21 protein-coding genes and 3 pseudogenes are annotated in these 26,396 nt (G+C 56.1%); 11 read left to right on the top strand and 13 right to left on the bottom strand.

Annotated features, from left to right (window positions below):
* Positions 1–116: 116 nt before the first annotated feature.
* Positions 117–2,147, bottom strand: a complete 2,031-nt coding sequence (locus tag DOU50_RS22685; RefSeq protein WP_148770368.1) for an alpha-amylase — start codon at positions 2,145–2,147, stop codon at positions 117–119.
* A gap of 314 nt (positions 2,148–2,461) precedes the next feature.
* On the opposite strand from DOU50_RS22685, the gene DOU50_RS22690 reads away from it, so the two are divergent.
* Positions 2,462–3,286, top strand: coding sequence for a protein bax (locus DOU50_RS22690; RefSeq protein WP_032645431.1), 825 nt, complete (start codon positions 2,462–2,464; stop codon positions 3,284–3,286).
* A gap of 39 nt (positions 3,287–3,325) precedes the next feature.
* On the opposite strand, the gene xylR is transcribed toward DOU50_RS22690, so the two are convergent.
* The 4 genes from xylR to xylF all read right to left on the bottom strand — a co-directional run bounded on the left by xylR (position 3,326) and on the right by xylF (position 8,303).
* Positions 3,326–4,504, bottom strand: a complete 1,179-nt coding sequence (xylR, locus tag DOU50_RS22695; protein WP_021242460.1) for a D-xylose utilization transcriptional activator XylR — start codon at positions 4,502–4,504, stop codon at positions 3,326–3,328.
* 33 nt (positions 4,505–4,537) lie between these two features.
* Positions 4,538–5,719 (bottom strand): xylose ABC transporter permease XylH, encoded by a 1,182-nt coding sequence (xylH, locus tag DOU50_RS22700; protein WP_024909063.1) that lies wholly within the window; start codon positions 5,717–5,719, stop codon positions 4,538–4,540.
* Positions 5,697–7,238, bottom strand: a complete 1,542-nt coding sequence (locus DOU50_RS22705) for a xylose ABC transporter ATP-binding protein (RefSeq protein ID WP_063622828.1) — start codon at positions 7,236–7,238, stop codon at positions 5,697–5,699. Before DOU50_RS22705 ends, xylH begins: the two co-directional genes overlap by 23 nt.
* A 72-nt stretch (positions 7,239–7,310) precedes the next feature.
* Positions 7,311–8,303, bottom strand: a complete 993-nt coding sequence (gene xylF / locus DOU50_RS22710) for a D-xylose ABC transporter substrate-binding protein (protein ID WP_148770370.1) — start codon at positions 8,301–8,303, stop codon at positions 7,311–7,313.
* Positions 8,304–8,674: 371 nt separating this feature from the next.
* On the opposite strand from xylF, the gene xylA reads away from it, so the two are divergent.
* The 4 genes from xylA to DOU50_RS22730 all read left to right on the top strand — a co-directional run bounded on the left by xylA (position 8,675) and on the right by DOU50_RS22730 (position 13,076).
* Complete coding sequence (gene xylA, locus DOU50_RS22715) at positions 8,675–9,997, top strand: xylose isomerase (RefSeq protein ID WP_086374966.1); 1,323 nt, start codon at positions 8,675–8,677, stop codon at positions 9,995–9,997.
* 61 nt (positions 9,998–10,058) lie between these two features.
* Positions 10,059–11,513, top strand: coding sequence for a xylulokinase (gene xylB / locus DOU50_RS22720; RefSeq protein ID WP_148770372.1), 1,455 nt, complete (start codon positions 10,059–10,061; stop codon positions 11,511–11,513).
* Between the two features lie 103 nt (positions 11,514–11,616).
* Positions 11,617–12,156 (top strand): cysteine hydrolase family protein, encoded by a 540-nt coding sequence (locus DOU50_RS22725; RefSeq protein ID WP_148770374.1) that lies wholly within the window; start codon positions 11,617–11,619, stop codon positions 12,154–12,156.
* Complete coding sequence (locus DOU50_RS22730; protein WP_148770376.1) at positions 12,156–13,076, top strand: GlxA family transcriptional regulator; 921 nt, start codon at positions 12,156–12,158, stop codon at positions 13,074–13,076. The genes DOU50_RS22725 and DOU50_RS22730 overlap by 1 nt, the downstream gene beginning before the upstream one ends.
* Here DOU50_RS22730 and DOU50_RS22735 read toward each other — a convergent pair.
* The gene (locus tag DOU50_RS22735; protein ID WP_024909070.1) at positions 13,069–14,064 is read right to left on the bottom strand and encodes an acyltransferase; all 996 of its coding nucleotides are present in this window, start codon (positions 14,062–14,064) and stop codon (positions 13,069–13,071) included. The genes DOU50_RS22730 and DOU50_RS22735 overlap by 8 nt on opposite strands.
* Positions 14,065–14,247: 183 nt before the next feature.
* Here DOU50_RS22735 and DOU50_RS22740 point away from each other — a divergent pair, with 183 nt between their 5' ends.
* The 3 genes from DOU50_RS22740 to glyS all read left to right on the top strand — a co-directional run bounded on the left by DOU50_RS22740 (position 14,248) and on the right by glyS (position 17,704).
* Positions 14,248–14,553 carry a YsaB family lipoprotein gene (locus DOU50_RS22740; RefSeq protein ID WP_024909071.1) on the top strand — a complete coding sequence of 102 codons (306 nt, stop codon included), beginning with the start codon at positions 14,248–14,250 and terminating at the stop codon, positions 14,551–14,553.
* 160 nt (positions 14,554–14,713) lie between these two features.
* Positions 14,714–15,625, top strand: coding sequence for a glycine--tRNA ligase subunit alpha (gene glyQ, locus DOU50_RS22745; RefSeq protein ID WP_003860141.1), 912 nt, complete (start codon positions 14,714–14,716; stop codon positions 15,623–15,625).
* A 9-nt stretch (positions 15,626–15,634) separates the two neighbouring features.
* Positions 15,635–17,704 carry a glycine--tRNA ligase subunit beta gene (glyS, locus tag DOU50_RS22750; RefSeq protein WP_024909072.1) on the top strand — a complete coding sequence of 690 codons (2,070 nt, stop codon included), beginning with the start codon at positions 15,635–15,637 and terminating at the stop codon, positions 17,702–17,704.
* Between the two features lie 99 nt (positions 17,705–17,803).
* Here the strand turns inward: glyS and DOU50_RS23935 are convergent.
* Positions 17,804–18,175, bottom strand: a pseudogene (locus tag DOU50_RS23935) (hypothetical protein); the annotation flags it as partial.
* A pseudogene (locus DOU50_RS23995) lies at positions 18,079–18,312 on the bottom strand (hypothetical protein); the annotation flags it as partial. The pseudogenes DOU50_RS23935 and DOU50_RS23995, both read right to left, overlap by 97 nt.
* Positions 18,313–19,157: 845 nt before the next feature.
* On the opposite strand from DOU50_RS23995, the gene DOU50_RS22760 reads away from it, so the two are divergent.
* Complete coding sequence (locus DOU50_RS22760) at positions 19,158–20,777, top strand: ABC-F family ATP-binding cassette domain-containing protein (RefSeq protein WP_148770378.1); 1,620 nt, start codon at positions 19,158–19,160, stop codon at positions 20,775–20,777.
* 39 nt (positions 20,778–20,816) lie between these two features.
* On the opposite strand, the gene DOU50_RS22765 is transcribed toward DOU50_RS22760, so the two are convergent.
* Positions 20,817–21,104, bottom strand: coding sequence for an HTH-type transcriptional regulator (locus DOU50_RS22765; protein WP_008502755.1), 288 nt, complete (start codon positions 21,102–21,104; stop codon positions 20,817–20,819).
* 331 nt (positions 21,105–21,435) lie between these two features.
* Here DOU50_RS22765 and DOU50_RS22770 point away from each other — a divergent pair, with 331 nt between their 5' ends.
* Both DOU50_RS22770 and cspA read left to right on the top strand, forming a co-directional pair.
* Complete coding sequence (locus DOU50_RS22770) at positions 21,436–22,146, top strand: DUF3053 domain-containing protein (protein ID WP_024909075.1); 711 nt, start codon at positions 21,436–21,438, stop codon at positions 22,144–22,146.
* A gap of 245 nt (positions 22,147–22,391) precedes the next feature.
* Positions 22,392–22,604 carry an RNA chaperone/antiterminator CspA gene (gene cspA / locus DOU50_RS22775; protein ID WP_003860775.1) on the top strand — a complete coding sequence of 71 codons (213 nt, stop codon included), beginning with the start codon at positions 22,392–22,394 and terminating at the stop codon, positions 22,602–22,604.
* A gap of 58 nt (positions 22,605–22,662) precedes the next feature.
* Here cspA and ghrB read toward each other — a convergent pair whose 3' ends face one another.
* The 4 genes and pseudogenes from ghrB to DOU50_RS22795 all read right to left on the bottom strand — a co-directional run.
* On the bottom strand, positions 22,663–23,637 hold the full coding sequence (gene ghrB, locus DOU50_RS22780) for a glyoxylate/hydroxypyruvate reductase GhrB (protein ID WP_061716178.1): 975 nt from the start codon (positions 23,635–23,637) through the stop codon (positions 22,663–22,665).
* Positions 23,638–23,663: 26 nt separating this feature from the next.
* Positions 23,664–24,944 (bottom strand): MFS transporter, encoded by a 1,281-nt coding sequence (locus tag DOU50_RS22785; RefSeq protein ID WP_024909077.1) that lies wholly within the window; start codon positions 24,942–24,944, stop codon positions 23,664–23,666.
* A 117-nt stretch (positions 24,945–25,061) separates the two neighbouring features.
* The gene (locus tag DOU50_RS22790; protein ID WP_032650801.1) at positions 25,062–26,000 is read right to left on the bottom strand and encodes a sugar kinase; all 939 of its coding nucleotides are present in this window, start codon (positions 25,998–26,000) and stop codon (positions 25,062–25,064) included.
* A 3-nt stretch (positions 26,001–26,003) separates the two neighbouring features.
* Positions 26,004–26,396, bottom strand: a pseudogene (locus tag DOU50_RS22795) (sugar phosphate isomerase/epimerase); the annotation flags it as partial.

Genomic DNA, 26,396 nt, shown 5'->3' on the forward strand with positions numbered 1-26,396 from the left:
TAGTTCTGGTGCTTTTCCCCTCACCCCGGCCCTCTCCCCAAAGGGGCGAGGGGGAAAAGACGGCGCCGTACGGTTCCCTCTCCCCTGCGGGGAGAGGGTTAGGGTGAGGGGGATAATTATTGATTACCCGCCCATACCACCATCACCTTATCGCCCTTGTGCTCGCGCACGAAGCCATACCCCTCTTTCAGCGACAGCGTGGTTTGTTTGCCTTCACCGATCGCCGGATGGCGGGCACGGAACTGACCCAGCGTTTGCCAGTGGGCGACGGTTAGGGCCTGCTTGCCCGTGACGTCCTGCCAGTTCATATCTGACCGGGTACCCTGCAGCGGGTCGGAGCCTGTCGGCCCGAACGGACGTTCAGATTCATCGCCGTAGTAAATCTGCACGCTGCCCGGTGCCAGCAGGAGCAGCTCCGCCGCGCGCTGGCCTCCTTCGCGGAACAGACGCGTATCGTGTGATGAGAGATAGCTCAGCACGTTGAAGCTTTGCAGCTTCTCCGCCATCTGCTGCCAGGTGAGATCCATATCGGCCAGGCAATCCACCGCTTTTGCCGCCTGCTCCTGATAGTCAAAGTTGATCATCGCATCAAAACCGTGGCGGTAATAATCGCTTTGCATCACCCCGTGGCCCCAGGATTCCCCGGTCATCCAGAACGGTGCGTTGTCGAGCTTTTTGTCCGGGTTCGCGCCTTTCCAGGCGGCCAGCGCCTGGCTTGCCTGGTCTTTCAGCTGTTGCCAGGCCGCAAGCTCAACGTGTTTAGCCGTATCCACCCGGAAACCGTCGATGCCGTAGTCACGGACCCACTGGCTGAGCCAGTGGGTAAGGTAGTCGCGCGGGGTATATCCCTTGATGGCCTTCGCGTGGGTATCGGGCTTGTGTTGGTAAAAGTTTGGCAATCCGGAAGGCGTCGTGGATTCCGTTTTCAGATCCGGCAGAAATGCCAGCGACATGGTTAAATCATCGAAGCCGGGGTTATCGTAATCACCGATGTCGGTGCGGATCCACTTTTTACCCCACCATTTTTCCCATGCGGCTTTGTCACTAAAGTTGATGTAGTCGTTAAAGCTGTGCCAGGTCTGGCCTGCGCCCGGCTTCCAGTCCGTCCAGCGTTCTCCCAGCGTCTTTTTCAGCTCATCACCCTGCAGGTACAGGGCACCAAACTGATATTCCTGCATGTCTGCCAGCGTGGCATAACCAACGTGGTTCATGACGATATCGAAAAGAACGCGGATCCCGCGCTTGTGCGCTTCGTCGACAAGCTGGCGTAAATCATCTTCAGTTCCCATATTGGCGTCGAGCGTTGTCCAGTCCTGGGTGTAGTAGCCGTGATAGGCGTAATGCGGGAAATCACCTTTGGTTCCGCCGCCTACCCAGCCGTGGATCTGCTCAAGCGGGGAGCTTATCCAGAGCGCATTCACCCCCAACTGCTGCAGGTAATCGAGCTTGCTGGTCAGCCCCTTTAGATCGCCACCGTGGAACGTGCCAATCTCCTGCATGCCGTCTTTATGGCGGCCATAGCTGTTGTCGTTGCTCGGGTCGCCATTCACATAGCGATCGGTCAGTACAAAATAGACGGTGGCATTTTGCCAGCTAAACGGTGCCGGCTTGTCGGTTTCGGCGCGCTCAAGCAGCAGCAGGCCGTTACTGTTGGCGGCTGGCTGCAGGGTGATTTTCCCATCTTGTACGGTCGCCGTCTGTTTACTGTAGTAGTCGCGCACGACGGAGCCTTCCGGGAAGGTATGGCTGACGTCCAGCGTCAGCGGCTTACCGTCCCACTTCGGACACTGGCGGATGACGTTTGCAACCGGCTGTTCTGCGGCACTCTGAATCGTCAGCAGCAGGGTGGGCGTGCCGGAGCGGGTATCAATCCGCATCTGGTAGTCGCCGTCGCGGAAAAGTCGCCACTGCGGCGGTGTGCCGTCACAGGGCTTGAGCGACAGCATCTCATTGAGTTTTATCGCGCCTGTGGGCTGCCAGCACGTCTTGTCAAAACTCAGCGTAAGAGGACGCGTACCCTTCGCAAGCTTTGCCTGGCTGGTGAAGACTCCGGTGCCTTCGGCGCTAAATGCGCTAAACCCCGGCGATGACCAGTCGGCATATGCCAGTGCGGGTAACATCAGAAAGGCTAATGCGGTGCGTTTCATTCCTTTTTCCTGTCGCGGCATTTTTGACCAGTGTGCCAGCAGGCAGAGGGGAAAAACTCATCCCCTGTCGCTTTCTGCCGGGAGGATGCGTGAGGATGAGTGATCTTGCGCAAAATTAGGCAGTTATCTGCGAGAACGCACACATATTTTCAGAAATGATGTTTTTATGAGCAAGTTTCAGGTGACATAGTTTCGGAATTGGACTATTTCTATACGTGCTCTTGAAGTCTATTTTTGATATGATTTGAGATTCCGCTCTCAAATTTGTGAAAAAAATAAGGTGTTGGGATGATTACATCCGACCAGGAGACCTAATGATATCGACTCCCATTCGACGATATGGGGCTGCGATACTCATGTTACTCACCACGGCATTTTCGGGTGAGGTGCTTGCGAAGACGCACACGGATACAACGAGTAAGAAAGCCCACGTAATAAAGACGACAAGTAGTAAGGTTAGCAGTAAACAAGAGTATTCTCGCAATAGTGCAAAGAGTAGTTCACTTCCTGATTTGCGAAAATACCCTTCCGGAACACCAAGGAAAAAAGCGTTTCTCCGGACGGTAATGCCTTACATCACGAGTCAAAATGCCGCGATTACTGCGGATCGTAACTGGCTGATCTCCAAACAGTACGATAGCCGCTGGTCGCCGTCAGAGCGCGCGCGTCTGAAAGATATCACGCAGCGCTACAAGCTGAGCTGGAACGGTAACACCCGTCGTGTGCCGTGGAATGCTCTTCTTGAGCGTGTGGATATCATCCCGGGCAGCATGGTTGCGACCATGGCTGCTGCCGAAAGCGGCTGGGGGACTTCTAAGCTTGCGCGTAGCAACAACAACCTTTTCGGCATGAAGTGCGTGAAAGGTCGTTGTAACAATGCCCCTGGCAAGGTGAAAGGCTATTCGCAGTTTGAATCTGTGAAAGATTCCGTCAGCGCCTACGTAGTGAATCTGAATACGCACCCGGCCTACTCATCGTTCCGTAAATCACGCGCTCAGCTGCGTAAAGCGGACCAGGAAGTGACGGCAAGTACGATGATCCACAAGCTGAAAGGTTATTCGACGAAGGGACAGAGCTATAACAACTATCTGTTCGCCATGTACCAGGATAACCAGCGCTTAATCGCCGCCCATATGTAATCTCAAAAAAACGCCTTCCACTGGAAGGCGTTTTCTTTTCTAAATCAGCACCTCGCTGTGGCGATCCCGATACTCCTTCGGCGTGGTGTCATACTCTTTGCGGAACACCGAATAGAAATATTGCAGGGACGGGTAACCGCACATCTGCGAGATTTCGTTGATCGACAGTGACGTGGAGATGAGCAGGCTGCGTGCTTTCTCCAGCTTTTCAGCATGGATAACGGCATGAATGGTTTCGCCCACCTCTTCTTTGAACCGCTTCTCCAGATTCGAACGCGAAATGCCCACCGAATCCAGCACCTGATCGACTTTAATCCCTTTGCAGGCGTGGTTGCGAATATAGTGCATGGCCTGAATGACGGCCGGGTCGCTTAAGGAGCGATAATCGGTTGAGCGACGTTCTACGACGCGAACAGGAGGCACCAGCAGGCGCTGAAGCGGCAGAGATTCTTTATCCAGCAGGCGATGCAGCAGCTTTGCCGCCTGATAGCCCATCTGACGCGTGCCCTGGGCAACGGAGGAGAGCGCCACGCGGGAAAGGTAGCGGGTCAGTTCTTCGTTATCAATGCCAATCACGCACAGTTTTTCGGGCACCGGAATGTGTAAATGTTCGCAGACCTGCAGCACGTGGCGCGCGCGGGCGTCCGTTACGGCAATAATACCGGTTTGCGGCGGCAGCGTTTGCAGCCAGTCCGCCAGGCGGTTTTGCGCGTGCTGCCAGTTTTCCGGCGCGGTCTCCAGCCCCTGATACACCACGCCGCGATACTTCTCCTGCGCGACCAGCTGGCAAAACGCGTGCTCACGCTCAACAGCCCAGCGCTTGCCGCTGGTGGCGGGTAAACCATAAAACGCGAAGCGATGGACGCCTTTCTCTTTTAAATGGAGAAAGGCGGCCTCGACCAGGGCATGGTTATCGGTGGCAATATAGTGGACCGGCGGATAGTGTTCGGGCGAATGGTAGGAGCCGCCGACGCCCACTATCGGGACGTCGACGTCGGTCAGCAACTGCTCGATGACGGGATCGTCATAGTCCGCGATGACGCCATCGCCCAGCCAGTCTTTGATGTTCTCCAGACGGGTGCGAAAATCTTCTTCAATAAAAATATCCCATTCGGATTGCGACGCCTGCAAATATTCACCCACGCCTTCCACCACCTGACGGTCGTAGGCTTTGTTGGCATTGAATAACAACGTAATGCGGTGACGCTTTTCAAACATGGCTCACTTCCCAATTAAGTCACAATACGGTTATCAGGCCCGTCGCTTGGTGGCCGAGTCCATCCAGACTGCCAGTAAAAGAATGGCCCCCTTGACGATATACTGCCAAAACGTCGGGACGTCCATCATACTCATCCCGTTATCCAACGACGCCATGATAAATGCCCCCATGACCGCACCCGCCACGCTACCGATACCCCCTGCGAGGCTGGTGCCGCCAATAACGCAGGCGGCGATAGCATCCAGCTCGGCGATGTTACCGGCGGAGGGAGAGCCGGCTCCGAGACGCGAGCTGAGGATCAATCCGGCGATAGCGACCATCAGGCCGTTAATGGCGAAGACCGCCAGCTTGGTGCGCTCGACATTGATACCCGAGAGGCGGGCCGCTTCAAGGTTGCCGCCAATGGCATAAATACGGCGGCCAAACGCGGTGCGAGTGGCCATAAACATGCCGCCCAGCAGTAAAAGCGCCAGCAGCAGGACAGGGGTCGGGACACCGCGATAGTCGTTTAAAAGCCAGATGGCGCCCAGCACAATGACCGCCGTGAGCGCCTGACGTCCCACTACCGACGTGGATGCTGGCGACGCCAGCCCCAGCGCCTGACGGCGCATACGTCCACGCCACTGCCACGCAACAAAGGCCAGTAACCCAATCACACCGAGGGTAAAACCCACGCTATCTGAGAGATAACTCTGGCCAATCTGCGACATGGCTGCACTGGTCGGGGAGACGGTAGTGCCGTTGGTGATGCCGATTAAGATCCCGCGGAAGGCCAGCATCCCTGCCAGGGTGACGATGAACGACGGCACTTTACGGTAGGCTACCCACCAGCCGTTCCAGGCTCCCAGTACCAGCCCCAATACCAGCGTGACCGCCACGGTCAGCGGCAGCGGCCAGCCGAGCCAGACGTCAAAAATCGCCGCCACGCCGCCGAGGAGCCCCATCATCGAACCAACCGACAGGTCGATTTCCGCGGAGATAATCACGAACACCATGCCCACGGCGAGAATGCCGGTGATGGCGGTCTGGCGGAGCAGGTTGGAGACGTTACGCGCGCTTAAGTACGAGCCATCGGTCATCCAGGTAAAGAACAGCATGATGACGATAATCGCCGCGATCATCACGAAAACCTGCAGGTTCAGCGCTTTTAGCCCTGCGAACGCACCGGGCGTCGGAACGGCGACTTTGATATCAGACGGGTTGCTTTTCGACATGACGTTCGCTCCTTAAAGCGGCTTCCATCACCTGCTCCTGCGTCAGGTTCTGGTTAATCAGGTTGGCTTTCAGTTTTCCCTCGTGCATGACCAGCACACGGTCGCTCAGGCCGAGCACTTCGGGTAACTCAGACGAAATGACAATGACGGCAATCCCTTGCTGTACAAGCTGATTAATCAGTTTGTAGATTTCATATTTGGCACCGATATCAATTCCGCGCGTCGGCTCATCAAGGATTAATATGCGTGGATTGAGAAGCAGGCAGCGCGCCAGAATCGCCTTCTGCTGGTTGCCGCCGCTCAGGCGGCCAATGGCCAGTTCCGGTGAGGAGGTTTTGACCTTCAGCCGGGTGAGTGACTGAAGGATGCACTGCTGCTCGGCGGCATCGTCCAGGCTGCTCAGCGCGCCGGAGAAGCGATCGAGCGCCGCCAGCGTAATGTTTTTCCCCACCGCCATAACCGGCACGATGCCGTCTTTTTTGCGGTCTTCCGGCACCATGGCAATGCCGCGGGCGATCGCCTGCTGGCAGTTGTCGATTTTCACCGGCTGGCCGTCAATATAAATCGTGCCCTCCCAGCGCCCTGGCCACACGCCAAACAGACACTGTACGGCCTCCGTGCGCCCGGCACCGACTAACCCGGCGATACCGAGAATTTCTCCGCTGTGCAGAGAAAACGAGACGTTATTCACACGCTTGATGTGGCGGTTAACGGGGTGCCACGCAGTCAGATTTTCCACGCGCAACACTTCATCACCTTTGGTGTGAGGCTCATTCGGGTAGAGCGCCGTCAGCTCGCGTCCTACCATCATGGTGATGATGTCATCTTCACTCATGCCCGCGGCTTCACGCGTGCCGATGTGCTGCCCGTCGCGGATCACGCAGATGGTGTCCGAAATGGCTTTAACCTCGTTCAGTTTGTGCGAAATGTAGATGCAGGCGATGCCGTGATTTTGCAGATCGCGAATGATATCGAGCAGTACCGCAGTTTCCTGTTCGGTGAGCGAGGCCGTGGGCTCATCAAGGATCAGCAGCCTGACCTGTTTATTGAGCGCTTTAGCGATTTCAACCAGCTGCTGTTGCCCCAGTCCCAGGTCGCCCACGCGGGTGTCCGGTGAAATGCTGAGGCTCACCTGCGCGAGCAGCTTTTCACAACGTAGCGTCATGGTGTCGTAATCCAGCACGCCGTGGCGGGAAATTTCGGCCCCAAGGAAAATGTTCTCCAGCACGGTGAGATGCTTCACCAGCGCCAGTTCCTGGTGGATGATGGCGATGCCTTTACGTTCGGTATCACGAATGTGAGTCGCCTGGATAACTTCGCCAGCAAAAACGATTTCGCCTTCGTAACTGCCATACGGGTAGATTCCGCACAACACTTTCATCAACGTTGACTTGCCTGAGCCGTTCTCGCCACACAGCGAAACGACTTCGCCGGGGTTCAACCGGAGACTGACGTTATCGACGGCTTTCACCGTGCCGAAGCGCTTGGTGATGCTTTTCATTTCAAGTAAATAAGGCATAACTGCTCCACATAAACCGAGGGAAGAACAGTACAACGTGATGCGCCCCTGCAAAGCAGGGGCCGCGCCGGATTACAGTTCGCTCTTCTTGTGGAAGCCGTCTTTAATGACGGTGGCGTCAATGTTCTCTTTATTGACTTCAATAGGGGTGAGCAGGCGAGCCGGAACGTCTTTAAGCCCGTTATTCAGCGTTGCGTCTGCTTTAGGTTGCTTGCCATTGCCCAGTTCCACGGCGATTTCCGCCGCCGTATTGGCAAGCTCGGTAATCGGTTTGTAGACCGTCATGGTTTGGGTGCCTGCGATAATGCGTTTTACGCCAGCCAGATCGGCGTCCTGTCCAGAAATGGCGACTTTACCCGCCAGCCCCTGGGCGCTTAATGCCTGAATCGCACCGCCTGCGGTGGCATCGTTGGAGGCCACAACCGCATCAATTTTGTTGTTGTTGGCCGTCAGCGCATTTTCCATAATCTTCAGCGCGTTTTCTGGCAGCCAGCCGTCGGCCCATTGATCGCCAACCACTTTAATTTTCCCGTTGTCGATGTACGGTTTAAGGACCTTCATTTGCCCTTCGCGGAACAGCTTGGCGTTGTTATCCACCGGAGAGCCGCCCATCAGGAAATAATTGCCCTGAGGCACTTTGTCGATCAGGCTTTGTGCCTGTAATTCGCCGACTTTTTCATTATCGAACGAAATATAATAATCAATGTCCGCATTATTAATCATGCGGTCATAAGCCAGCACTTTTATGCCTTCTTGTTTGGCTTCTTTTACCACGTTACTTAATACCTGGCCGTTATAGGGGATAATGACCAGCACATCGACGCCACGGTTAATCATATTCTCGATCTGCGACATTTGCGTTTCTTCGTTGCCGTTAGCCGACTGAACAAACACGTTTGCGCCGAGGGATTCCGCTTTTTTTACAAAGATATCGCGATCTTTTTGCCAGCGCTCCAGACGCAGGTCGTCAATCGCCATGCCAATTTTGACCTCTTTGGCATGACCGGCAAAACTGGCAAGCAGGAGCGTAGTGCAGAGCGTTAGGGGCAGGTTCTTTATCTTCATAATTAGTAGGCCTTTTTGTAGGGGTATGTGTTGCTGAGATAAAAGAAACATTCACTGCTGAGACGCAGCAAATTTTTAACGCGGAAAGGCGGGCTGGCAATTACAGATTTTTATCTTCTCATTACGATATTTGGTTTATTTCTGAATTTATGACCGCGATCGGATTTTAAAATACGTAACGTCTTAATTACATTTGATTCTGGAATCCGCGCCGAAAAATAGTTTGTCTGCGCATTATTTTGCGAGCCAGCGCACAGTTGTGCATTCTCTCAATAGCAGTGTGAAATAACGTAATTGAGCAACCCAAAATGTCTATTCACTATTACTCCTGTATCAACGACTCGCCGCATACCCTGATTATGGAGCTCAATATGCAAGCTTATTTCGACCAACTCGATCGTGTTCGTTACGAAGGCCCGAAAACGACCAATCCTTTAGCATTTCGTCACTACAACCCGGATGAGCTGGTGCTGGGTAAGCGCATGGAAGATCATCTGCGCTTTGCCGCCTGTTACTGGCATACCTTCTGCTGGAACGGTGCCGATATGTTCGGCGTGGGATCCTTTGACCGCCCATGGCAGCAGCCGGGTGAGGCCATCGAACTGGCAAAGCGCAAAGCCGATGTGGCGTTTGAGTTCTTCCACAAGCTGAACGTGCCGTACTACTGCTTCCATGACGTCGACGTGTCACCGGAAGGTGCATCGCTGAAAGAGTATCTGAACAACTTTGCGCAGATGGTGGATGTACTGGCTGCAAAGCAGCAGCAAAGCGGCGTGAAACTGCTGTGGGGCACGGCAAACTGCTTCACTAACCCACGCTACGGCGCGGGTGCGGCAACCAACCCGGATCCGGAAGTGTTTAGCTGGGCGGCCACGCAGGTGGTGACGGCAATGAATGCCACGCATCAGCTGGGCGGCGAAAACTATGTCCTCTGGGGTGGCCGTGAAGGATATGAAACGCTGCTGAACACCGACCTGCGTCAGGAGCGCGAGCAGATTGGCCGCTTTATGCAGATGGTTGTCGACCACAAGCACAAAATTGGCTTCCGCGGCACGCTGCTGATTGAGCCGAAGCCGCAGGAGCCGACGAAGCATCAGTATGACTACGACGTGGCGACGGTGTATGGCTTCCTGAAGCAGTTCGGTCTGGAAAAAGAAATCAAAGTGAACATTGAAGCCAACCACGCCACACTGGCGGGCCACTCTTTCCACCACGAGATCGCGTCTGCGATTGCGCTGGGCATCTTTGGCTCGGTCGATGCTAACCGCGGCGACGCGCAGCTGGGCTGGGACACAGACCAGTTCCCGAACAGCGTGGAAGAGAATGCGCTGGTGATGTACGAAATCATCAAAGCGGGTGGTTTCACTACCGGCGGCCTGAACTTTGACGCCAAAGTGCGTCGCCAGAGCACCGACAAATACGATCTGTTCTACGGCCACATTGGCGCGATGGACACCATGGCGCTGGCGCTGAAAGTGGCGGCACGTATGATTGAAGACGGCGAGCTCGATAAACGCGTGGCGAAGCGTTACAGCGGCTGGAACAGTGAGCTGGGCCAGCAAATTTTGAAAGGTCAGTTATCACTTGCGGACATCGCGAAGTACGCTGAACAACATCAGCTGGCACCGCAGCACCAGAGCGGGCACCAGGAGCTGTTGGAAAATCTGGTCAATCACTACCTGTTCGATAAATAACAGCACGTAGGCCCGGTAAGCGTTAGCGCCACCGGGCATTTCTGTTAAAGGAGTCACCGTAATGTATATCGGGATCGATCTTGGCACATCGGGTGTGAAAGCCATCCTGTTAAGCGAACAGGGCGAGGTGTTAGCAACGCAGACGGAAAAGCTGCAGGTTTCACGTCCGCATCCGCTGTGGTCGGAACAGGACCCGGAGCAGTGGTGGCAGGCAACGGATCGTGCAATCAAGGCGTTAGGTGAACAGCATTCTCTGCGTGACGTGAAAGCGCTGGGGATTGCCGGTCAAATGCACGGTGCTACCTTGCTGGATAGCGAACATTGCGTGTTGCGACCCGCCATTCTCTGGAACGATGGCCGCTGTGCGGAAGAGTGTGCGCTTCTCGAGGCGCGCGTACCCACGTCTCGTGAGATTACCGGCAACCTGATGATGCCCGGCTTTACCGCCCCCAAGCTGCTGTGGGTGCAGCGACACGAGCCGGATATTTTCCGGCAGGTGGCGAAAGTCCTGCTACCGAAAGACTATCTGCGCTTTCGTATGACGGGCGATTTTGCTTCCGACATGTCCGATGCCGCCGGCACGATGTGGCTCGACGTGGCGAAACGTGACTGGAGCGAGGCGATGCTGGATGCCTGCCACCTGACCCGTGAACACATGCCCGCGCTGTTCGAAGGAAGCGAGGTAACAGGCACACTGCTGCCAGACGTTGCGGAACGCTGGAATATGCCTGCCGTACCGGTGGTTGCCGGGGGCGGTGACAACGCTGCGGGTGCCGTGGGCGTCGGCATGGTTGAGGCAGGGCAGGCGATGCTGTCTCTGGGAACCTCTGGCGTCTATTTTGCCGTCAGCGACGGCTATCGCAGTAATCCCGAAAGCGCTGTGCACAGTTTCTGTCATGCGCTTCCGGGAAAATGGCATTTGATGTCGGTGATGCTGAGTGCAGCGTCGTGCCTGGACTGGGCGGCGAAGCTGACCGGGATGGCTGATGTTCCTGCGTTGATTGCCGCAGCACAGCAGGCGGATGACGCTGCGGGTGCCGTCTGGTTTTTACCGTATCTTTCTGGAGAACGTACGCCGCACAACAACCCGGAAGCGAAAGGGGTATTCTTTGGCTTAACCCATCAGCATGGCCCGGCAGAACTGGCGCGTGCGGTTCTGGAAGGGGTGGGGTATGCGCTGGCCGACGGGATGGACGTGGTCCATGACTGCGGCCTGAAACCCGCAAGCGTCACCCTGATTGGCGGCGGTGCGCGAAGCCCTTACTGGCGACAAATGCTGTCGGATATCAGCGGGTTGCAGCTGGATTTTCGTACGGGAGGGGATGTTGGCCCCGCGCTCGGCGCCGCGCGTCTGGCGCAGATAGCCATTCATCCGGAACAACCGCTTTCGCAACTGCTGCCGCAGCTTACCCTTGAGCAGGCGCATTTCCCTGACGCGGCAAACCATGCGCGGTACGCGGAAAGGCGCGACGTGTTCCGCAAAATCTACCAGCTGCTGCTGCCGCTGATGTCGTAAACACGCTTGTCCGACCGCGGCACGAGGATGTCCTTTTTTGGTCTGTGCGTGCCTTTATTTCCTTGCCAGTATGGTGTCACACCCACTGGCGAGGAGATCCACCATGTCACGCACTGCACTCATCAATATTGATACTCAGCAGTCGTTCCATCATCGCAATTACTGGCAGGAGGACGACATTCCTGCCTTTCAGCAGGCGATGCTGGGGCTGATTGAAGGCTGCCAGGCGCGCGGTATTCCGGTCGTTGATATTTTCCATGTAGATGAAGACGGCCCCTTCACGCTGCAAAGCGGCTTTGTTAAACCCATGGCCTTTTTGCGTCATCAGCCGGATGTGGTTTTCCAGAAACACGTCCATAATGCCTTCACGGATACCGGGCTCGATCGCTGGCTGCGTGAACGTGATATCAACCAGTTGATTATCTGCGGCATTCGCACTGAGCAATGCTGCGAAACCACCGCCCGGGTGGCATCCGATCTGGGTTATGCTGTGACCTTTGTTAGCGAGGCCACGCTGACGTTCCCCATGACGTACAGGGGCATTACCCTGAGTGCAGCGGAAATTCGCCACCGTACCGAAACGGTACTGTCCGGGCGTTTTGCCGAAATTAAAACGGTAGCGGAGACGCTGGAGTCACTGTAATGAGCATCGACGTCTGGTTCGTCATGTTGCCCGGGGTGCTGTCATTAGATATGACGGGCCCGGCAGAGACCTTTGTGCTGGCTGGCGACGCGTTTCGTCTGCATTACATTGGGCCGCAACCGGACGTTCCGACGTCGATAGGCCTGACGATGAGCGGTATCCAGCCGCTACCGGAAAGGCTTCCTGAGGGGAGCCTGCTGGTATTGCCCGGCGTGAGCGACTCCCGCACTCAGTTTTCGACACCACAGGCGTTACAGATCCAGCACTGGCTGATGCGCCTGCAGCCGGTCATTCAGCGCCGGGATATCACGGTGATGTGCGTCTGTTCCGGAGCCTTACTGGCGGCGAAGTCGGGCCTGCTGAACAATCGGCAGTGCACCACCCACCATGACGTTATCAGCCGTTTACGCACCGCAGCTCCCACGGCGACGATTAAAGAAAACCGCATCTTTGTGCAGGATGAGAACATCTGGACCAGCGCGGGGATCACGTCTGGCATCGATCTGGCGCTGCATATGATTAACCGCCTGTGCGGTCCCGAAAAGGCGCTGGCCGTGGCGCGCGAGATGGTGGTCTGGTTCCGCCGTTCCGGTGACGATCCCCAGCTCTCCCCGTGGCTACGCTACCGCAGTCATCTTCATCCGGCGATTCATCGGGCGCAGGATGCGCTCACGGCCGAGCCACAAAAAACGTGGAGCTTGCCTGATATCGCCGCGCTGGCGCACGTCAGCCCGCGCCATCTCACCCGGCTTTTTCAGTCACATTTAGGGATTAGCGTTCGCGATTATCTGGAGCAACTGCGTCTGGCGGTAGCGGAGCAGTGGCTATTGCAGGGGCGCGGCGTGGAGCAGGCTTCACTGGCGGCAGGGTTTTCCTCCCCGCGCCAGTATCATCGCGCCCGGCAGCGAAGCATTAGCTGACGAAGCGGCGAGCGTCGATTTTTTGCAGCAGCATCGACAGCAGCAGGCTGATCGCCAGCGTGGCGGCAAAAATCCAGACGATATCCAGCGCCGGCCAGCTTTTTAGCTCAATGCCTCTCGTGCGCAGCGCGTGGATCACCAGCGCGTGAAAACCGTAAATCCCGAGAGAGTGCTGCGAGATAAGACTCAGCACGGGCAGGGGACGCGCGTTCAGGGTGTTTTTGGCGAGCGTGAGCAGCGAGACGGCACAGATAAAGACCATCGGCCCGCAATACAGATACCAGGTATCGGCAAAATTGCCGCGCCACTGCAGCTCGTGCAGCGTCCCGCGTGAAATCACCGCCACCCCAGCGATAAACAGCGCCCCGCAGAGCCAGTTCAGACCGCGTTTTTGCGTATCCATCATCCCGATGGCACGCCCCAGCATGCCGTAAAGCACGTAGTAAAAAGTATCGCCGTTGATATAGAGATTGACCGGCAGCCACTCAAATCCGTCGATTTTCTGTGAGAGCGTATTCGGGTTGGCAATAATGCCAGCCACCACCATCAGGGCCAGCAGCATTTTACCGCTGACGTTTTTTACCTGGATGAGCGGGGAGACCAGATAGATAACGATAATGGCGAAGAAGAACCACAGGTGGTAGAACACCGGTTTTTGCAGCACGTATTTCAGCGATAGTCCGGCGTTTATTGAGGTGAACAGAGTGATATAGAGCAAGGCAACGGCACTGTAGAACCCCAGGCAGGCCGCGATGCGGATGAAGTGCCTCGGCTGCGCGCTGCGCTCGCCAAAAAAGAGAAAGCCGGAAATCATAAAGAACAGCGGCACGCTGACGCGCGACGCAGAGTTGAGAATATTGGCGATATCCCAGTTAACGGGGCTGATGCTGTGCGCATTCGTGACATACCAGGTCGTCGTGTGGATCATGACCACCATCAGACAGGCTATTCCTCGCAGGTTATCAATCCAGTTAATTTTTGACTGCATCAGTTCCTCGTATTCCCTGTAAATTGAGTGTGACTCCCATTGTCCAAATGTCTTCGTTTGGAAAATTCTGAGTTTTATTCCGCAGGCTTGTCGGGAGGCCACGAGATTCGCAGAATGCCGGACCATAATCTATAAAAGCGTTGATACTAAAAATAACAGCCACTGACCAGGGCGGTAATAAAAATGATGATGAAGCGTGTGGCGTCACTCTTTCTGCTGTTGATCCTGGCGGGATGCAGTGCGCCACAGGAAGCCCCTGTGCAAAAAGCGCAGCAGGGTAAAATGAGCCCGGAACGTTCACTGAATATGGAAGCGCTCTGTAAAGATCGGGCTGCTCGCCGCTATAACTCGGACGTGCAGAAAATTGACGTTACCGGCTTCGAACGTTTTCAGGGCAGCTATGAGCTGCGGGGCCATACGTCGCGCAAAGAGGGCTTTGTCTGCTCGTTTGATGCGGACGGTCAGTTTTTACACCTCTCCATGCGTTAGTCTGCTCGTATAATCAACAGCCAGACGCCGTCAGCGTTCTGGCTGGAAGGCTTATTTCCCAATTTTCCCTAAACAACCCCGTTTCGTACTGTATATCTTGCAGCCAGCGGGTATACTGGTCCCTTCCATTTAAAACCACACGTATCCAGCACGAAATACTATGCAAAAGTTTGATACCAAGACCTTCCAGGGCCTGATCCTGACCTTACAGGATTACTGGGCTCGTCAGGGCTGTACCATTGTTCAACCTTTGGACATGGAAGTCGGCGCCGGCACTTCACACCCGATGACCAGCTTACGCGCGTTGGGTCCAGAGCCAATGGCGACTGCTTATGTGCAGCCTTCCCGTCGTCCGACCGATGGTCGTTACGGTGAGAACCCGAACCGTCTGCAGCATTACTATCAGTTCCAGGTGGTGATTAAGCCATCACCCGACAACATTCAGGAACTGTACCTCGGGTCGCTGAAAGAGCTGGGTATGGATCCAACCATCCACGACATCCGTTTCGTGGAAGATAACTGGGAAAACCCAACGCTGGGTGCCTGGGGTCTGGGTTGGGAAGTGTGGCTGAACGGCATGGAAGTGACCCAGTTCACTTACTTCCAGCAGGTGGGTGGTCTGGAATGTAAGCCGATCACCGGTGAAATCACCTACGGTCTGGAACGTCTGGCGATGTACATTCAGGGCGTAGACAGCGTTTACGACCTGGTCTGGAGCGACGGCCCGCTGGGTAAAACCACCTACGGCGACGTGTTCCATCAGAACGAAGTGGAGCAATCCACCTATAACTTCGAATACGCGGACGTGGACTTCCTGTTCACCTGCTTCGAGCAGTACGAGAAAGAAGCGCAGCAGCTGCTGGCGCTGGAGACTCCGCTGCCGCTGCCTGCCTACGAGCGTATTCTGAAGGCCGCCCACAGCTTCAACCTGCTGGACGCCCGCAAAGCCATCTCCGTGACTGAACGTCAGCGCTACATCCTGCGTATTCGTACCCTGACCAAAGCCGTTGCAGAAGCTTACTACGCGTCCCGTGAAGCCCTTGGCTTCCCGATGTGCAACCGAAACAAATAAGAGGCGGCCATGTCTGAGAAAACTTTCCTGGTGGAAATCGGCACCGAAGAGCTGCCACCAAAAGCCCTGCGCAGCCTGGCTGAATCTTTCGCTGCGAACGTGACTGCCGAGCTGGATAACGCTGGCCTGGCACACGGTAACATTGAGTGGTTTGCTGCACCGCGCCGTCTGGCGCTGAAAGTGGCAAATCTGGCGGCGTCTCAGCCGGATCGCGAAGTCGAAAAACGTGGCCCGGCGATTGCCCAGGCCTTTGACGCGGAAGGCAAACCGAGCAAAGCGGCTGAAGGCTGGGCGCGCGGCTGCGGCATCACCGTTGATCAGGCCGAGCGTTTGACCACGGATAAAGGCGAGTGGCTGCTGTACCGTGCGCACGTGAAGGGCGAAAGCGCGGAAGCGCTGCTGCCGGACATGATTGCCACGTCTCTGGCGAAGCTGCCGATTCCTAAGCTGATGCGCTGGGGCGCGTCTGACGTGCACTTCGTGCGTCCGGTTCACACCGTGACCCTGCTGCTGGGCGACACCGTTATTCCGGCCACCATTCTGGGCGTGGCGTCCGATCGCGTGATCCGCGGCCACCGCTTTATGGGCGAGCCTGAGTTCACTATCGACAATGCCGACCAGTATCCGCAAATCCTGCTGGAGCGCGGTAAAGTTATTGCCGACTACGAACAGCGTAAAGCCAAAATCAAAGCGGACGCCGAAGAAGCGGCGCGCCAGATTGGCGGTAACGCCGACCTGAGCGAAAGCCTGCTGGAAGAAGTGACCTCTCTGGTTGAATGGCCGGTTGTGCTGACCGCGAAGTTTGAAGAGAAATTCCTGGCCGTACCGGCTGAAGCGCTGGTGTACACCATGAAGGGTGACCAGAAGTATTTCCCGGTCTACGCCAACGACGGCAAGCTGCTGCCGAACTTCATCTTCGTGGCGAACATCGAATCGAAAGATCCGATCCAGATTATCTCCGGTAACGAGAAGGTCGTGCGTCCACGTCTGGCGGATGCCGAGTTCTTCTTCAATACCGACCGTAAAAAGCGTCTGGAAGATAACCTGCCGCGCCTGCAGACCGTGCTGTTCCAGCAGCAGCTGGGGACGCTGCGCGACAAGACCGACCGCATTGCGGAGCTGTCCGGCTGGATTGCCCGTGAAATTGGTGCGGACGTTAACCACGCGACGCGTGCGGGTCTGCTGTCCAAGTGCGACCTGATGACCAACATGGTGTTCGAATTTACCGACACCCAGGGCGTGATGGGCATGCACTACGCGCGTCACGATGGCGAAGCGGAAGACGTGGCTGTGGCCCTGAACGAGCAGTATCAGCCGCGCTTTGCGGGTGACGAACTGCCGTCCAACCCGGTTGCCTGTGCCGTAGCGATTGCCGATAAGATGGACACCCTGGCGGGTATCTTCGGTATCGGTCAGCATCCGAAAGGCGATAAAGACCCGTTTGCGCTGCGTCGTGCTGCGCTGGGCGTGCTGCGTATTATCGTTGAGAAGAACCTGAACCTGGATCTGCAGACCCTGACCGAAGAAGCGGTGCGTCTGTACGGCGATAAGCTGACCAACGCGAACGTGGTGGATGACGTCATCGACTTCATGCTCGGTCGTTTCCGCGCCTGGTATCAGGACGAAGGTTACACCGTTGACACCATTCAGGCGGTGCTGGCGCGTCGTCCGACCCGTCCGGCTGATTTCGATGCGCGTATGAAGGCGGTTTCCCACTTCCGTACGCTGGAAGCAGCATCTGCCCTGGCCGCGGCCAACAAGCGTGTATCCAACATTCTGGCGAAATCCGACGAGACGCTGAACGAGCGCGTAAACGCCGCGACGCTGAAAGAGCCGGAAGAGATCGCCCTGGCGATGCAGGTTGTGGTGCTGCGCGACAAGCTCGAGCCGTACTTCGCGGAAGGTCGCTACCAGGAAGCGCTGGTGGAGCTGGCCGAGCTGCGTGACGTTATCGACGCCTTCTTCGAGAAAGTGATGGTAAACGTAGAAGATAAAGAGCTGCGTATTAACCGTCTCTCTATGCTCGAGAAACTGCGTGAGCTGTTCCTGCGCGTGGCGGATATTTCGCTGCTGCAGTAATGTGCCCGTTGTGACAAATGCTAAAAACCCGCTTCGGCGGGTTTTTTTATGGATCTTTTGTAGGCCGGATAAGCGCAGCGTCATCCGGCAGGTGTAGCCGATCGCGACTGTACCTTCATCCGTCTGCAGCCAGCGCGGCGCCTTCAGCGTATCGGCAAAGTAGCTGACCAGCTCGCACAGCAAATCTTCCATCACGATTGCAGATTGTCGCGGCAGTGTGCCGTTCATCAGCAACTGCGTAATCTCCTGACAGTAGCGCCCCAGCTGACCGCACTCGGGTTCAAAAGCCGGAACGCGTGACGGGAGTTCCTTCACGGTCAGGCGGGCTTTTAAAGCGTCCGGAACAGGATCCAGAAGCGCGGGTTGCAGAAGATTCAGACAGGCAAAAAGTCTGCCGTAAAGCGCCATTTTTGGGGCGGGTTCTTCGCAATCAACCAGTGCGTCGGTAAAACGTTCGCAGTTATCCGCCAGTTCGGTGAAGTCGGTGGTGTGGTTGAAGGGCAGGGTGAATAAAGAATGAGCGTGGGTTGGGGTAGTAGCCATATTGGCAGCCTCCGATAAGTGATAAAGCTTCCACCACCGGAAATGCTAACTTCGCTGGTGGTGGACTGAACAGAGTTAGCATTACCGGCCTTATCGGATACCGGCGCATCTTTCGATGCCCCTGCTCAGCCCACCATTGAGATGTAGCAAAGCATGCTGCACAAAATGTGCCGCCGATAAGATAAGCCGGGATGCTAAACCCGGCACCTGATTTTGCAGGTGCGAAGAGAACTTACTGCTCATCAAAACAGGCGGCAACAGATTTGAGCTATGCCACTGAGGATATTACCATTTCTGGAAAGAGACTCGCAAAATTACCGCAATGAAAAGCATACTGCGGGCAGAGGTCTTACAGCGACGCTATGGTCCGGCTGTAAATCGCTGAGGCGTTTCCTGCAGGCCGGGGCGAGGCGCATGGATGCGCCGAGAGGGCGGGCTTTACAGGGATGTTACCTCCGCCCGTCCCCGATAAGCCGGCAGGAATAAGCCGAAGGTACCGCGTAGCGGCGATTTACCGCCGGGAGCCCGGGTAGCCAGGGTGGTGGCGACTGAGCCACCCTGGCACGTTCACGGGTATTGTCGTTACAGAGTAGCAAGGAACATAAAGTGAACGGAATGACCACCAGAGCCGTATGCTCCCCCTCACCCTAACCCTCTCCCCAAAGGGGCGAGGGGATTGTTCACTGCTCGCATTAATTTGTGGGGATCCCTCAGCCCAAAGGGAGAGGGAGTATAAGTCGCCCAAAATTTAACCTTGAAATGGTCAACCCATTACCGCTATCCTTATCCCCGTTAACTTTCTCGCGCTGGAGCGCCCCCCAAAAATGAACAAACACGACTGATGAATTTCGATCCTTGCTAAACGCCATCGCGTCGGCAGGGGATGTTTTGATTTCATTCAGGAGTGCTTATGGCTCATTTTGCGCAGTCCCCTTCTTTTATTTTGCATCAGGTCACCTGTCAGTTTCCGACGGGCGATATTCTTTTTGGTCCGCTGAATCTCACGCTGGAACCCTCCCTGTGTGCGCTGGTTGGCCGCAACGGCAGCGGGAAAACGCGTCTGCTGCGTCTGCTGGCGGGGATAAACGAACCGGCTACCGGTCATATTGAACGCTTTGGCTCGCATGCCTGGGTGGCGCAGCAGCACGTTATTTCGCCGCAGACGACGCTGGCGGAACTGCTCGGGTATGACGCGATGTTTACGGCGCGTAAGCGCATCGACAGCGGCGATTACCAGCCTGACGATCTGGCGTTGCTCGACGGCCACTGGGATGTCGCCGAGCGCCTGAGCGAGGCGTTTATGAATGCGCAGCTCCCACCGTTTGATCCGGATAAGCCCGCCATTGAACTCAGCGGCGGCGAGCGCATTCGCGCCCTGCTGTGTGGGGCGTTTACGGCGAAAGCTGATTTCCTGCTGCTGGACGAACCCACTAACCATCTGGATCGACAAGGCCGGGCGTGGTTCTACGACCAGTTGAGTCGTTTTCAGGGTGGCGTACTGGTGGCCTCCCATGACCGTGAGTTACTGGCTCAGGTACCCCGTATCCTTGAGCTGAGCGCCTCGGGTCTGCGCAGCTACGGCGGGAATTATGCGGATTATCAAACCCAGCGCGATGCCGAACAGCAGGCGGCCCGCGCGGCGCTGGAGCATGCTGCAACCGAGCGAAAACGCACTCGGGTACGCATGCAAAAAGAGCATGACGACAGCCAGCGGCGGTCGGCAAAGACATTGCGCACCGTCGATACCCTGAATATCGCGTCGTTCGAGCGGGTCAAATATAAAGGCGCGGCAAAGGAACGTATCGGCTCCTGGAAAAAACAGCACAGCGAGCAAAATGAAGCGCTGAACGCCGCGGTTAACAAGGCGCGTGAACGCGTTGAAGACGATAACCCGGTGATGTTCACTCTGCCGGGGAGTCAGGTTCCGGAGGGCAAGCAGGTGCTGGTGCTGGAGGATCTGGTGCTGCCGCATGTGCCTGTTCCTCCGCTCAACTGGCGGATGGATGGACCGATGCGCGTGGCGTTAAAGGGGCCGAACGGCTGCGGAAAATCGACGCTGTTAAAAACCCTCCTCGGCGAGATTGTCCCCCATTCGGGTACCTGTAAGGTATCCGCCAGCTGCGCTTATCTCGACCAACATCTGTCCCGGCTCGATCTTTCGCAGTCGGTCATGACGCATCTCAACCTGAGTCATACGCCTCTGGAAGAGGGGGTATTGCGAACCCGTCTGGCGCAGCTTCAACTGGGAGCTGACAAAGTGATGCTCCCGCTGGCGGAGCTCAGCGGCGGCGAGCGTCTTAAGGCCGCCCTGGCCTGCGTGCTGTGGCGCGCGGAGGCCACGCAGCTTCTGCTGCTGGATGAACCGACCAACCATCTGGATCTGGCCTCGGTCCAGGCCATTGAAGCCGCGCTGGTCGGTTTCCCCGGGGCTCTGCTGGTGGTATCACACGATGAGGCTTTTCTAAGAGGATTAACATTAACGCATGAGCTGGTGTGGGAAGAGGCGGGCTGGCGTTGTGATAGCCTTTAAAACACAAGCCCCCGCAAAGGCGGGGGCATTCAATCTTCACTACGCTATCTGTTTGCTGAGTGCAGGGTTGGCCTGAATCAGGCGCATCAGCCTTAACTCGGTTGGGGTGGGTTTCTCACGTTTTGACTCCCACTCCTGCACCATAGCCACGCTGACACCCATCGCTCTGGCGAATTCTTCCGTTTTCAGTCCTGTCCCTTTGCGCAATTGCTCATATTCTGTAAAGGGATTGGATTTTTGTTGCAGGGTAATCGTCTGCGGTACATCTTTAAAAATGATCTGTTCCAGACTGCTCAGCAGTTCAAACTCAGGATCTTTATATTCCATTGAGGACTCCTCTTAAATCTCACATCGTGATCAAGAACATCAGAGAGCCAATTAAGAATAGTCCCTAATACCAACCCAGGATCGTCACGGGTGTGATTAATCGTGCGGTCAAGCTCGCTTTACCCGATTCAGCGATATGGATAGTTATGCTAATTCCCTGATTAGTCATATGTCGGCTTCGCCAGGTATTTTTTTGTAAATGGTAAGAAATAAATCGGCAATAGTCGTTTTGCATGAAAAGAGTATCTTGCAAGGCTGACCTGGACTATCCTTGTCAGCGTCGGGCACGCGTGTGCCGGTGTGCGCTTTTTTGGGTGAAAGGAGTAATAAAATGGCGACAGGAAAGTCCTGCTCTCGCTGGTTTGCGCCTATTGCGGCGTTGTTGATGGTTGTTAGCCTGAGTGGGTGTTTTGATAAAGAAGGCGATCAGCGCAAAGCGTTTATCGATTTTCTGCAGAATACAGTGATGCGCAGCGGCGAACGGTTGCCGACGCTGACTGCGGATCAGAAAAAACAGTTTGGCCCCTTCGTGTCCGATTACGCCATTCTATATGGTTATTCACAGCAGGTGAGCCAGGCGATGGATTCCGGTATCCGTCCCGTGGTGGATAGCGTGAACGCCATTCGCGTTCCGCAGGATTATATGACGCAGCGTGAACCGCTTCGCCAGTCCAACGGTGCGCTTGGCGTGCTGAGCCAGCAGTTGCAGAATGCGAAAATGCAGGCTGACGCGTCACGTTCTGCGCTGAAGCAGGGCGACGATCTCAAACCGGTCTTCGACAAAGTGTATGAGAAAGTGGTGACCAAGCCGTCTGAAGCGCTGCAACCGCTGATCCCGGCCGCGCAAATCTTCACGCAGCAGCTGGTCCAGGTGGGTGACTTTATCGCCCAGCAGAATACGCAGGTGAGCTTTGTTGCCAACGGTATTCAGTTCCCGACCTCGCAGCAGGCAAGCCAGTACAATACGCTGATTGGGCCGCTGGCCTCCCAGCATCAGGCCTTTAGCCAGGCTTGGAGTGCCGCAGTCACTGCCACAGAATAAACCGAAAAACCCCGCTTCCGGCGGGGTTTTTTATGCATATCGAAAATAACGCTTGTCATTCCTCTACCACATCGGTATAACTATCCCCGTCGGTTTGTTACACAGACCTAAAGCAGTTTAGTAAAGCAGTCCAGATTGTTATCCATAGATACCCTTCGTTGTGACCCTTCCTTCATCGCTTAAAAATCTGTAACGCAATCCATCAAGCCGGAAGGCACAATATATTTGTTAATAAGGTAATTTCTATGTCTGCTAAAATGACTGGTCTGGTTAAATGGTTCAACGCTGATAAAGGTTTCGGCTTCATCACTCCTGACGATGGCTCTAAAGACGTGTTCGTACACTTCTCTGCTATCCAGAACGATGGCTACAAATCTCTGGACGAAGGTCAGAAAGTGTCCTTCACCATCGAAAGCGGCGCTAAAGGCCCAGCAGCTGGTAACGTTGTAAGCCTGTAAGCTTCCAACCCAGCAGCACAAAATTCAAAAACCCGCCTTCTGGCGGGTTTTTTCGTTTCTATCGTTGCACCTGCGGGTTCACGCAGTTTATCTCCACCTTTCCGCTAAGGGCGGCGATGAGATTATCGACCGCAGTGGCCGCCATGTTGTAGCGCGTCTCATGGGTGGCTGAGCCGATGTGCGGCAGCGCAACCACGTTAGGCAGCGAAAGCAGTGGCGAATCCACCGGCAGCGGCTCCTGCTCAAAGACGTCCAGACCTGCTGCATGGATCTCACCTTTCTGCAGGGCCTCAATCAGCGCCTTCTCATCCACCACCGGGCCACGACCCGCGTTAATGAAAATGGCTGACTGCTTCATTTTCTTAAACGCTTCTTTGCCAATCAGATGACGGGTTTCGTCCGTCAGCGGCAGGACAAGGCAGACAAAATCGGCCTCCTGCAGCAGGGTATCCAGCTCGCAGTAACGGGCGTTGAAGCGTTCTTCGGCTTCACTGTGGTGGCGACGCGCGTTATACAGAATCGGCATGTTAAAACCAAAATGCGCGCGCTGCGCCAGTGCCAGCCCGATACGCCCCATACCGACAATGCCCAGCGTTTTACCGTGAACGTCCACGCCGAACCAGTCCGGACCAATGCTTTTTGTCCACTCGCCCGCTTTGACGCGCTCGGCGACTTCCACTACGCGACGGGCTGTGGTGAGCATCAGTGCCATCAGCGTGTCGGCCACGGTTTCCGTCAGGGCATGTGGCGTATGCATCAGCAGGATCTTGCGGACGTTAAGGGCGTCCACATCAAAGTTGTCGTAACCCACGGAAACGGTAGAGGTAGCACGAAGCTTCGGCATTTTCTCCAGCAGGGCGACATCCACTTTCTCGCTTGAACCCAGCAGGCCTTCGGCGCTGGCGAACGCGTCGGCGTGCTGCGCCACGGTTTCCGGGCGCAGGTTCTTCACCTGGGTGACGGTGAAGTGTTCTTCAAGACGTTTCTGCAGATCTTCCGGCAGTGCTTTATACAAAATGACGGACGGCTTCATGCTAATCTCCGTTGATTTTTAAGGATTCAGGCGTGTCGAGCGCCGACAGGGTGTTGTTGATTATTAGCAGGCTTAACAACCAGAGTAAGCCACACAGAGGCGAAAAGCGCCACCCCCATAAAGATGTAAGATGCGGACGGACTGCCGGTGGCACCGTTCAGGTAACCGACGAACCAGGAGCCGCAGAACGAGCCCAGTGCACCCATGCTGTTAATCAATGCCATTGCACCACCCGCAACGTTACGCGGCAGCATCTCCGGGATGATGGCAAAGAACGGTCCGTAAGGGGCGTACATGGCCGCACCGGCAATCACCAGCAGGGTATAAGAGGCCCAGAAATGGTTTGCGCCCACGGCCCAGGAGCCAATAAAGGCGAAGGCAGCAATCAGCAGCAGCGGCCAGACAAACAGCTTGCGGTTCTGCAGCTTGTCCGACGCCCAGGAGACGATAATCATCGCGATGGTTGCCGCCAGATACGGTACGGATGACAGCCAGCCTACTTCGACCATGCCGAGGTTTTCACCGCCGCTGCGGATAATGGACGGCAGCCACAGCACAAAACCGTACACGCCAATGCTCCAGGTAAAGTACTGCGCGCAGAGCAGGATTACGTTACGCGAGCGGAAGGCTTCACCATAGTTACGTACCGCCTTCAGACCTTGCTGTTCTTTGTCCAGCTGCGCCTGCAGCGCCGCTTTTTCATCTTCGGAAAGCCATTTCGCCTGGGCAGGTTTATCTTTCACCAGCACCCACCAGCAGAAGGCCCAGATAATCGCCGGCACCCCTTCGATGATAAACATTTCGCGCCAGCCGAAGGACTGGATCAGGTAGCCGGACACCACCGACATCCACAGTACCGTGACCGGGTTACCGAGGATCAGGAAGGTATTCGCGCGCGAGCGTTCAGATTTGGTAAACCAGTTGCTGATGTAGATCAGCATCGCGGGCATAACCGCCGCCTCAACGACGCCGAGGATAAAGCGAATGGCGGCCAGGGCAGGAATATTGTTCACCATGCCGGTCAGTGACGCGCAGGCGCCCCACAGGATCAGACAGATGAAGATCAGCTTACGCACGCTGCGGCGTTCCGCATAAATCGCGCCGGGGATCTGGAAGAAGAAGTAGCCCAGGAAGAAAAGGGCACCCAGCAGGGAGGAGATACCTTTTGTGATGCCAAGGTCCTCTGTGATCCCCGCCGCGGACGCGAAGCTGAAGTTGGCACGGTCAAGGTACGCCAGGCTGTACGTGATAAACACGATTGGCATGATGTACCACCAGCGTTTTACTGCATTGGTCGAACTGTTCATAGGCTTGCCTCTGTTGTTGAGGTTGTTACCGCCGTTGTCTGTAGGGTACACGGTGGCTTAATTATCTGGTGCGGCTTGTTGCCCTCACCCTGGCCCTCTCCCACCGGGAGAGGGAATTCATACTCCGAGCTGTGCTCGGGTGGGTAATCCTTCGCTGTCGCCCTGCACCTGAATGGCCAGCGAGCCAATCTTGTTGCCCCGCGCGACGGCCTGCTGCAGCGTTTTGCCTTCCAGCAGGGCGCTAATTACGCCAACGGCAAAACCGTCGCCCGCGCCGACCGTGTCGACAACGTTCTCAACCTTCACCGCCGCGACCGCGCCCTGTTCGCCGTTGGCCGTCTTGAACCATGCGCCATCGGCACCGGTCTTCAGCACTACCGCTTTTACCCCTTTATTCAGATAGAAATCAGCAATGCCTTCCGGTGTATTTTCACCCGTCAGGATCATCCCTTCTTTCAGCCCCGGCAGAACCCAGTCCGCTCTGAACGCCAGACGGTTCAGTTTCTCGACCATTTCCGCTTCGCTTTTCCACAGCACCGGACGCAGGTTAGGATCGAACGAGATCGTTTTTCCCTGGGCTTTCAGAGTGGCTGCCGCATGATCCAACAGTTCATACGAGCTGGCAGAGAGCGCTGCCGCCACGCCGCTCAGGTGCAGGTGGCGCGCGGAGGCGAAATAGTCTGCGTGGTAATCCGCAACAGAGAGGTGGCTTGCGGCCGATCCTTTGCGGAAATACTCCACAATGGGATCGGTTCCATTTTCGACCTTGGATTTAAGCTGAAACCCGGTAGGGAAGCGTCCGTCAAGGGTCACGCCTGCGGCATCGATACCCTCTTTTTTCAGCGAATCGAGAACGAAATGGCCAAAGCTGTCATCCCCCACGCGGCTGACCCAGCCCACGTTCAGGCCGAGACGCGCCAGGCCGGTCGCGACGTTGAGCTCTGCGCCTGCGACGCGCTTGATAAAGTGCTCTACCGCGCTCAGTTCGCCCGTTTCAGTGGCGACAAACATCGCCATGGCTTCGCCGATCGTGATGACATCCAGCGTCTTGTGCATGATTTACTCCTCGCGCAGCAGGTTGACGTAATGGCGGGTAACGGCGGTTAAATCCGTCCCTTCCAGCGGGAACTCGATCCCGCGTGGGGCATCGGCAGGCAGCTGGCCGAGCAGATCCAGCCAGCGTGCATCGGCGTGGTCCGGTGCCACGGCGCGGAAGTTATCTTTATGCGGCACGGCGGCTTTAACGTGGATATAGCTCACCGCGGGGGCCAGATGACGTGCGGCTTCTTCAGGCGAATCGCCAACCCACAGCCAGTTGCCCATGTCGAAGGTCAGCGTGACGGGGAGCGCCATTTCCCGGCAGGCGGCCTGGAAGCGCTGCATGGGGGCGAGCTGTCCGCAGTCGGTCTGATCGTTCTCCACGACCAGCGCCATGCCGCTTGCGTTCAGCAG

Source organism: Enterobacter sp. C6, from assembly GCF_008122455.1.
Lineage (GTDB): Bacteria > Pseudomonadota > Gammaproteobacteria > Enterobacterales > Enterobacteriaceae > Enterobacter > Enterobacter pseudoroggenkampii.